The following is a 9,078-nucleotide window of genomic DNA, read 5'->3' as shown; positions in this document are numbered from 1 at the left end:
AGACCGGGCTTCTGCCGCCGGGGCCGGTCGTCGGCGCGGGAGTTGCCCGGCAACCCCAGCTCGGCGGCGAGGTCGTCGGCCAGGTCGACGCCCCACTCGCAACCGGGGATCACGTGAGCCGGGCGCAGCGGTGCGAGCTGGTCGGCGAGCTGTCGGACCGCCGCCGTACCGTCGCCGGCGGCGGTCAGCACGTCGACGAACTCCTCCCGGCGCAGCCCGGCGGCGTACCGCTCGTTGATGGTGCCGGTGAGGACGGCGACGCAGCGCCGACCGTGCCGGGCGAACGCGGGTGCCAGGAGCGCACCGGTGGAGAACGGGTCGACGATCACGATGGTCTCGTCGGTGTCGGCGGCGACCGGGTCGAGGCGACGGCCGGGGCGGCTCTGCGGTGACGCCGCGACCACCTCGGTCACGAACGACGCCCGGTAGGGCCGCAGGTCCAGCCCGACGGCGGGGCTCAGCACGTCCAGCCGCATCGGCAGCGGGTCCGCCCAGGTGGCGGCCCGCTCGGGCGGTCGGGCGTAGCAGAGGCTCAGCACCGGGTCGGCGAACCGGTCGGTACGCAGCACCAGCTCGGCCTCGTCGCACCCGTCGTCGTCCGGGTCGAGGTGGTGCAGCGGGACCGGGACGAAGCCGAGGCGGCTCTTGAAGCTGAGGAGCCCCGCCTGGGCGATGTGGCCGTACAGGGTCGGGTCGGTGCCGAGCGAGATCCAGGGGAGGCCACGCCGGGCGCTCTCCTCGAACGCGGCCACGTAGAGCGCGCGGCTGATCATCCCGCGTCGCGCCTGTGGCCGGGCGGCCGAGAAGGCCACCCGCAGGGCCTCGGGCGTGACCCGGCACATCACCGCGCCGACCAGCTCACCGGCGGATCTGGCGGTGACCAGCACGAAGTCGGCGAGTCCGGCCTCGGTCGCGGTGACCGCGTGCGCCGCCGGCAGGCCGTACGGCATGGTGGCGATCTGCGCGTCGTAGACGGCGAGGAACTCGCCGAACAGGTCCGGGCCGATCCGGTCGTGCACCTCGACGTCGAGCCCCGCCGACTCGACGTACCGCAGCGCGTGGCGGACGTTCTGCCGTTCCGCCTTCGGCAGGGCGGCCAGGAAGTCCGCCGTCCGCTCCGGCGTACGCCGTCCCCAGGTCACCCAGCGTGGCTTGAGTCGGAAACCGGACGCCGTCAGATCCGCCCACCGGTCCCGGGCCGGATCGGTGACGACCACCAGGTCGACGTCGTCGAATCCGACCCAGGCCCGGTCGAGCGCGTCCTCGGTGGACATCTCCCACCTGCGGACGCCGTAGTAGTCGCTCCCCCCGAAACCGGACACGCGTCCCCCCTCGCTGCTGCTGCGGATCCCGGCCCGGTGGTGCCCGGCGAACGGTGGCTCAGCCGGTCACGATGCGCTGCCGACGCTGGCCGGGGCATCGACGCGACTCAGCGTATCCCGCACCCACAAGACGGCCGCGAGCGCGACGAGCGCGGCCGCCGGGGACAGCAGACGTGCCTCGGCGGGGCCGAACCACCCCAGGACCGCGCCGGCCAGAAGGGTGCCCGCCGCACTGCCGACCGCCATCATCGTCGCGGCCAGAGCGAACGACTCGTTGATCACCGTCTTGGGCACCATCCGGCCGAGCAGCCCGAACTCCTCGGCGCTGAGCGCCGCCAACGGGAGGCCGGCGAGGAACAGGCAGACCGCGAGCACCGGGATCGAGGTGGCGAAGACCAGCGGGATCATGCAGGCCAGCGCCACCGCCAGCAGCACCAGGTAGCGGTGTACCGCCCGGCGGGTGTGCTGTCGCGCGCCCCAGACCAGCCCGCCGAGGACGCTCGCGGCCGGGGGCAGGGACAGCAGCGCCACCCCGGTCGCGGCCGTGCTGCCATGTGCCGAGACGGTGGCCGGCACCGCGACCTCCAGGACGGCGAAGGCGGCGGCGGCGGCACCGGCGGCGACCAGGATCGCCACCACGCCGGGAACTCGCCAGGGGCGACGGGTACGCGCCGGACCGTCACCGGTCGCGTCGGCCTCCGCCGACCCGTCCGGCTTGCGCATGGTGGCGACGGCCGGGGCGCTGCCGTAGAGCAGCGAGCCGACCACCAGCATGCCGCCGGCCAGCAGGGTGGTGGCCAGCGCGCTGAAGACGCCCGTGAACAGGCCGGTCGCCGCCGGCCCGATCACGAAGAACACCTCGATCAGCACCGCTTCCAGGGCGTTGGCGGTGTTCAGCTTCGGTCCGGGCGGCAGGATCAGCGCCCAAGCCGCCCGGACGGTCGAACCGACCGGCGCCATGCTGAGCGCCACCGGCACCACGGACGAGATCAACAGCCAACCGGGCCCCTGGTTCGCGGCGACGAACCCGACCAGCGCCACCGCGTGCAGCAGCGCCAGCACCGGTAGCACCCGGCGCAACCCGTGGCGGTCGATCAGTCGACCGTGCACCGGCCAGGCGACCGCCAGGCCGCCGCTGAAGAGGGCGAGCGCGGTCGCACCGGCCGAGTAGGACCCGGTCTTCTCACTGACGTGCAGGAAGATCGCGAGTGGCTCGATCGCCACCGGCAGTCGGGCGAGCATCGCGGGCAGCATCACCCGGGGTACGCCGGGGGTACGCCAGAGTTCGACGTACCGCCCGACGGCGTCAACCAGCGACACGGGCGTCCAACCTGGCCACCGGGGCCTCGTCGGCACCGGACCCCGGCCGGTAGATCCCGTCGTACTGGTCGATCAGTGACCCGTTCAGCGCCTCGGTGAGCCGGAGACGCTGCTCGAACAACTCGTAGTACGACAGGTGCTTGGACGGCATCGGCGAGAGGTAGACGCTGATCACCTCCGGAGTCTGCTCGATGTCGAAGGCGAGCCGGTCCGCCTTCTTGCGGAAGTCCGCAGTGCCGGGCAGCAGTGTCCGGTTGAACACGTTGAAGTAGTTGGTCGCCTCGGGACTGGCCTCGACCAGCCGATCCTTGAGTTCGAGGCACCGGTCCAGGTACATGTCGATCATCGATTGGTCATCGTCGTCGTGCCCGATCAGCATGTTGAACGTCAGATATCGGACGCCCAGGTCCAGCATGGACGTGATGATCCGCATCTGCTCCTGGAACGGACGCAGCTTACGGAACTTCTGGGTGGGCTCGTCCCCGAGGTATTCCAACGGGATCTGGACCCGATAGCAACCGACCCACCGGTCACCGCTGGTGTCGTTCCAGAACAACGTCTCCATCAGTTCCCGGTCCACCTCACCGAGGTCCAGGAACTTGCCGAATTCGAGCCCGTTGGCGAACTCCCAGGAGAACTCGTACTCCCGGGCGATCCGGAAGATCTCCAGGGTGTCCTCGCGACCGGAGTCGTGCAGCAGCGTGCCCCGGCCGGACCGCTGGATCCGGGAGAGCGTGTTGTCCTCCTGGAAGAGGATGTTCGAGATGCCGACCGACCGGAAGTAGTCGAAGTGCCGGCGCACCACGTCCGGCTTCATGTAGCGGTAGTGCCCCCGCATCGGGGTAGCGCAGAACGAGCAGGTCCGGTAACAACCGCGCGAGGTCTCGAAGCAGGTGAACGGTGCCCGTACGGTCTTCGGCGGCTGACCCTCGCCGGTGTCGTCATAGATGGACAGGTCGTCGATCAGGTCGAGTGCCATCGGCGGCAACTCGGCCAGGTTGAGCTGGGGACCGCCCATGATGACGATGCCGTCGCCGATCCGGCGACTGAGCACCGACTCCTCGATCGGTCTGCCGGTGGCCCGGGCCTGGACCACCCGGGCGAAGGTCTGCTCGCCTTCGAGCTGGATCACCACGTCGAAGCCGTTGGCGAGGTACCACTCGGGCCGGGCGGTGACGTCCATCCCGCCGCCCACGATCAGCGCGTCCGGGTTGGCCTTCTTGAGGAACTTGGCGAAGTCGGTCACCACCCGGGCCGAGTTGGTGAAGTTGTTCGAGATGCCGATGACGTCGGCGGCCCGCGCCTCGTCCGCGTAGTTCTCGAAGGCGCCGCCGTAGCGGATGCAGTCGACGGTGCGGGGCCCGTACGCGAACGAGGCGTAGTGCTCGGGCTCACCGGCGTCGACCTGGGTGTCGACGATCCGGAACTCCGCGTCGACACCCCACTCCCGCAGGTACGCCCTCGCTCCGGCGGCCAACGTGACGAGAGCGCTCTTGGGGTTGCGTACCCGCACCGGGCTGATCGTGGTGCCCTCGTCCCGGAACGACTGCCCCGGGTACGGGGCGTAGAAGAGGGTGACGCGCATGGTCGGACCTCCCGTCAACCCGCGTAGATGCCGTCGTAGAGACGGTGCATCTCGCGGTCGTTGAGCATGTTCGTCATTTCGAGACGCTTCTGATAGATGTCCCAGTAGGTGAAGTGGTCGGTGTTGATGGCCGACAGGAAGATCCCGATCACCTCGGGGTTCTCGTCGATGTCGAACTGGAGCAGCGAGCGCAGCGTCACCCAGTCGCGGGCGCCCGGCAGCAGCGAAAGGTTGAACACGTTGAAGTAGGGCTTGTACTTGCCCTTGCCGACCGAGGTCAGCTCCTCCTTCAGCCGCATGCAGTAGTCGGTGAAGATGTCGATGCCCTCGCGGTCGTGCTCCGGGTAGCCGATGAACAGGTCGTACGTCTGGTGGCCGACCCCGTGGTCGGTGAGCATGGTGGCCAGGACGTTCACCTGCTCGTCGAAGCCGAGCAGCTTGGGGAACCGGCGCTTCTTGACGTTCATGTTGTCCAGCGGGATCTGCACCCGGTAGCAGCCCACCCACCGGCCGTCGACGGTCTCGCTGCCCAGCAGCGCGTCGGCGAGTTCGTGGTCGAAGCTGCCGTTCTGCATGAACTTGCCGAACTCGATGCCGTTGGCGAACTCCCAGGCGAAGCCGTACTCGCGGAACATCCGGAACATGGCGAGGACGTCCTCGCGCCCGGAGTCGTACAGGTAGCGGCCGGCGCCGTTCTGCTGGATCCGGGAGAGCGGATTGTCCTCCTGCCAGACGATCGTCTTGATGCCGTACTCCTGGAAGACCCGGAGGTGCTTCTCCATCATCGGCAGGCTCATGTAGCGGTAGCCGCCCCGCGACGGTGCGGTGCAGAACGAGCACCGCCACGCGCATCCCCGGGAGGTCTCCCAACAGATGAAGTTGCCCTGCACACCGGCAGGCGGCGGACCCTCGGCGGTGTCGTCGTAGACGGACAGGTCGGGGATGAGGTCCAGCGCCATCGGCTCGATCGAGTCCATCGGCACGGTCTCGGAGGTGTCGACCTTGTGGGGGATCAGCCGGCCCGGCAGCGAGATGTTCGGCACCGTGTTCAGGTCCTGCTTGCGGTAGACGGCGTCCACCAGCCGCGCGAAGGTCAGCTCGCCCTCCCCGCGCACCACCGCGTCGGCGCCCCGGGCCAGGTAGTACTGCGGACGGGCGGTGCAGTCGACCCCGCCCACCACCACGATCGCCGTGGGGTTGATCCGCTTGATGTGCAACGCCAGGTCGGCCACGATCTGCGCGCTGTTGGTGAAGTTGCAGGTGATGCCGTGCACGTCCGCCGCGCGGATCTTCTCGTCGGCCTCCTCGAACGGGGTGCCGTACCGGTAGCAGTCCATGACCCGGGGGCCGTACGGCAGCGACTTGTACTTCACCCGCTGCCCGCCGAGCTGGAGATCGATGATCTCGATGTCGCAGGAGTAGCCGAAGTGCGGTGCGTACGCCCGCAGCCCGGCGGCGATCGTGGTCAGTGCGCTCTTCGGGTTGTACGGTCGCTCGGTGTTGATCGGCTCGCTCTCGCCCTGGAAGATCTGCGAGGGGTAGGGAGCGTAGTAGAGATTGACCTTCATGGCGTCTCCTGGACCCGTTGGTCGCGGTTCACTGAGCTGTCCCGCTGGACAGATGAGGACGGCCCACCGCTGCGTGGTACGTCCGGTTGAGACGGTCGATCATCACGTCGATCTCCCTGTCCCGGCTGGTGCCCCAGTCGAGGCCGAGTCCCCGGGCCAGCCGGGTGGCTCGGGGAGTCTCGGTGCCGACCAGAGCGTCGTGGACCACCTCGGCCAGTGGCTCGGCCTCCGCGGCGGTGCGGGGACGCAGCACGGCGAGGCAGCGCGCCACCTCGTCGTCGCCGACCGCGTCGGCAGCCCGGTCGAGGAACTCGTCGTAGCTGATCTCCGGCAGTGGTCGGTCCTCGACGCGTAGCCGGGCCAACAGGTCGGCCACGGCCACGGAGGCGGGTGCCACCACGTTCAGCACACCCTCGGCGGGTGTGCGGCGGTGCGGGTCGGCGAGCGCGGCCACCATCCGGGCGACCACGTCGACCGGCGTCCAGTCCACCCGCAGCCGGGTCGACGGGCGTACGCCGAGCCGCAGGCAGAGCCGCAGGATCATGGTCACCGTCGAGCGCGGGTTGGCGTGGCCGGTACGGGAGTGTGCCGCCACCTCGCCGAGCCGGACGACGGCGGCGGGTACGCCCTGCGCGGCGGCACCCCGGACGAGTTGCTCGGCGACCCACTTGGACTGGCTGTAGCCGTCGACCGGCGGTGCCGACGTGAGCGCGAGGAACGCCTCGGCCAACGGCGTTCCGGGTGTGCTCCGGACCGTGGTGGTGGAGAGCGTGACCAGGCGTTTGCGGACCTGCGTGCCGGCGAGGTCGACGAGCGTCCGCAGCCCGTGCACGTTGGTGTCGCGCAGGTCGAGGTAGTCGCGGAGGGTGTCCACCCGGCCCGCCGCGTCCACGATCGTGCCGACCTCCCGACTCAGCCGCCGCCAGTCGTCACCGGAGAGACCGAGCTGCGGTCGGGCCAGGTCACCGGCGAGCGCCGTCCACCGGCGTGCCGCTGCCGACCCGCCACCGGTCGCGGCCAGCACGTCGGCCACCCGACGCGAGGCGGCCCCGTCGTCGGCGGCCCTCACCAGGCAGACCACCGGCCGGTCGCCATGGGCCAGCAGCGCCGCGAGCACCTGTGCGCCGACGAAACCGGTCGCCCCGAGCAGGAGGACCGTGCCAGGGTCCTCGGCCGGTCGTGGCGGTGCGGTGCCCAGGTCACCGAGCCTCGCGTCCCGGGTCAACTCGGGTGCCACGGTGGTGGACGTCGGCAGGGACCGGCCGCCGCGGACCAGGTCCGCCTGGGCCGGGATGGTGGAGGCCCGGACCAGGTCGCGGGCGGCGAGCCACACCCCGAACGTCCGTTCCAGGTCGACCGCGAGTCGGGCGGCGCCGAGCGAGGTCCCGCCGAGGCAGTAGAAGTCCTCGTCGTACGCGCCGAAGCCGAGCACCCGCGACCAGATCTGGGCGATCCGCGCCTCCACGCTCCCCGGCGGGTACGCCGGACCGGGCCCGTCGGTGCCCGGCTGAACGTCGGTGAGGTGCCCCCGCAGACGCTGCTGGTCCACCTTGCCGTTGGCGAGCAGCGGCAGGCTGTCGAGGCGGACGAAGCGGCCCGGCACCAGCTCACCGGGGAGACCGGCGCGGGCGTACTCGCGCAGCGTCTCCTCGCCCACCTCGCCGTCGGCCGAGTAGAAGCAGACCAGCGCCGGGGTGGCACCGGTCTCGTCCACGAGCACCGTCACCTGACGCAGGCCGGGTGCCGTGACGAGGGTGCACTCGATCTCGCCGAGGTCGACGCGTACCCCGGCGATCTGGACCTGGGCGTCGCGTCGGCCGATGAACATCAGCAGGCCGTCGTCGCGCACCCAGCCGAAGTCGCCGGTGCGGTAGAGCAGGTCACCGGGAACGCCGGCGTAGCGGTTCGGCACGAAGACCTGGCGGGTGCGGTCGGTGTCGCCGTGGTAGCCCGCGCCGAGACACACGCCTGCGAGGTGGATCTGGCCGACCTCGCCGCGCGGTGTGGGCGCGCCGTGTTCGTCCAGGAGCAGCACGGACGTGTTGGGCAGCGGCAGGCCGAGCGGGATGACCTGGCGGTCGTCGTCGCCGACGGCGTGGAAGACCGAGCCGATCGAGGCTTCGGTGGGCCCGTAGGTGTTGGTCACCCGCACGTCCGGGAACATCCGCCGGAACGCCTGCACGGCCGGTGGTTTGGCGGCCTCGCCACCGATGAAGACCTGCCGCATCGACGCCAGCAGGTGCCGGTCCTGCGGCCGGCTCCGCAGGCGCTCGACGAGCAGGTCGAAGATGCTCGGCACGAAGTCGGTCATGGTGACCCGGTGCCGGTGGATCTGCGTCAAGGTGGCGTCGAAGTCGAGGATGCCGGTGCGGTCCGGGATGACGACGGTGGCGCCACGGGTCAGCGGCCACAGCAGTTGCCAGATCGACGAGTCGAAGGTGTGCGCGGAGTTCTGGAGCACCACCGCGCCGTCGGCGGCGAACCGCTCGGTCATCGACAGGAAGCGGTTCACCAGGCCCCGGTGCAGGTTGACCGCGCACTTGGGCAGTCCGGTGGAGCCGCTGGTGAAGAACGCGTAGATCGGGTCGTCGGGTCGGGTCCGGGCCGCGACGACGGGTGCGGCGACCGCGTCCGGGCCGGCCCGGACGCCGATCACCGGCCGATCGGTGGCGGGCGGTGGCGTGCCGACGACCGCCCGGGGGGCGAGGTCGTGCAGCATCCGCTGCTGCCGCTGGGCCGGCCAGGCCCGGTCGAACGGCACGAAGGCGGCACCCGACCGCATGGTGCCGAGCATCGCGACGAGTTGCTCGACGCGATCGTCGAGCAGCAGGGCGACGAAGTCTCCCCGCCGTGCGCCGTGCGCGAGCAGGTCGGCGGCGACCACGTCGGCCAGCCGGTCGACGTCCCGGTAGGTCAGCGCGCCGGTGGGATGGACGACCGCGACGGCGTCCGGGTGACGCCGTACGGCGTCGTCGACGAGGTCGACCACGGTCCGGTGGAGCGGACGTGGCCGGGTGGGTCCTGTGAGGAGAGCGCCGACCTCAGCGGGATCGCGGTGGACGCGCTCCATTCCGAGAATCGTCAATGCGCAGCTGAGGATGCCATCGAGGGCACCTCCCCCGAGGTGTGCTTCCGCGCGACCGGCGGTGCCGGCCGACGGCGCGAGTGGTAGGTCTACATTGACCCGGGTCGGACCCTAACGGCGGTCTCGCGCGCCTGTCAACGCATTGACGGGTGTGCGTCTTGGCAGGTGCCGGAAGGGCAGGTGAGCGGCTTCGGGGAA

At 70.6% G+C, this 9,078-nt stretch carries 5 protein-coding genes; all 5 read right to left on the bottom strand.

The genetic code is table 11. The features are described from left to right. On the bottom strand, window positions 1–1,322 hold a 1,322-nt coding region (locus EYA84_RS02775), incomplete at its 3' end, for a GNAT family N-acetyltransferase (RefSeq protein ID WP_131051408.1). Window positions 1,323–1,388: 66 nt separating this feature from the next. After that, window positions 1,389–2,642, bottom strand: a complete 1,254-nt coding sequence (locus EYA84_RS02770; RefSeq protein WP_131051407.1) for an MFS transporter — start codon at window positions 2,640–2,642, stop codon at window positions 1,389–1,391. After that, on the bottom strand, window positions 2,629–4,227 hold the full coding sequence (locus EYA84_RS02765; protein ID WP_131051406.1) for a B12-binding domain-containing radical SAM protein: 1,599 nt from the start codon (window positions 4,225–4,227) through the stop codon (window positions 2,629–2,631). Before EYA84_RS02765 ends, EYA84_RS02770 begins: the two co-directional genes overlap by 14 nt. A 14-nt stretch (window positions 4,228–4,241) precedes the next feature. Continuing rightward, the gene (locus EYA84_RS02760; RefSeq protein WP_131051405.1) at window positions 4,242–5,795 is read right to left on the bottom strand and encodes a B12-binding domain-containing radical SAM protein; all 1,554 of its coding nucleotides are present in this window, start codon (window positions 5,793–5,795) and stop codon (window positions 4,242–4,244) included. 28 nt (window positions 5,796–5,823) lie between these two features. After that, on the bottom strand, window positions 5,824–8,784 hold the full coding sequence (locus EYA84_RS02755) for an amino acid adenylation domain-containing protein (RefSeq protein WP_161594889.1): 2,961 nt from the start codon (window positions 8,782–8,784) through the stop codon (window positions 5,824–5,826). Between the last annotated feature and the right edge of the window lie 294 nt (window positions 8,785–9,078).

It is taken from the genome of Verrucosispora sp. SN26_14.1 (assembly GCF_004307965.1).
GTDB lineage: Bacteria > Actinomycetota > Actinomycetes > Mycobacteriales > Micromonosporaceae > Micromonospora.
Note: the sequence above shows the minus strand (reverse complement) of the source record. Positions and strands in the feature narration are given on the sequence as shown.

Bases quoted from the DNA above. Each gene is read 5' to 3' on its own strand.
- EYA84_RS02765 (WP_131051406.1), bottom strand. From the start codon at position 4,227: ATGCGCGTCACCCTCTTCTACGCCCCGTACCCGGGGCAGTCGTTCCGG.
- EYA84_RS02760 (WP_131051405.1), bottom strand. From the start codon at position 5,795: ATGAAGGTCAATCTCTACTACGCTCCCTACCCCTCGCAGATCTTCCAG.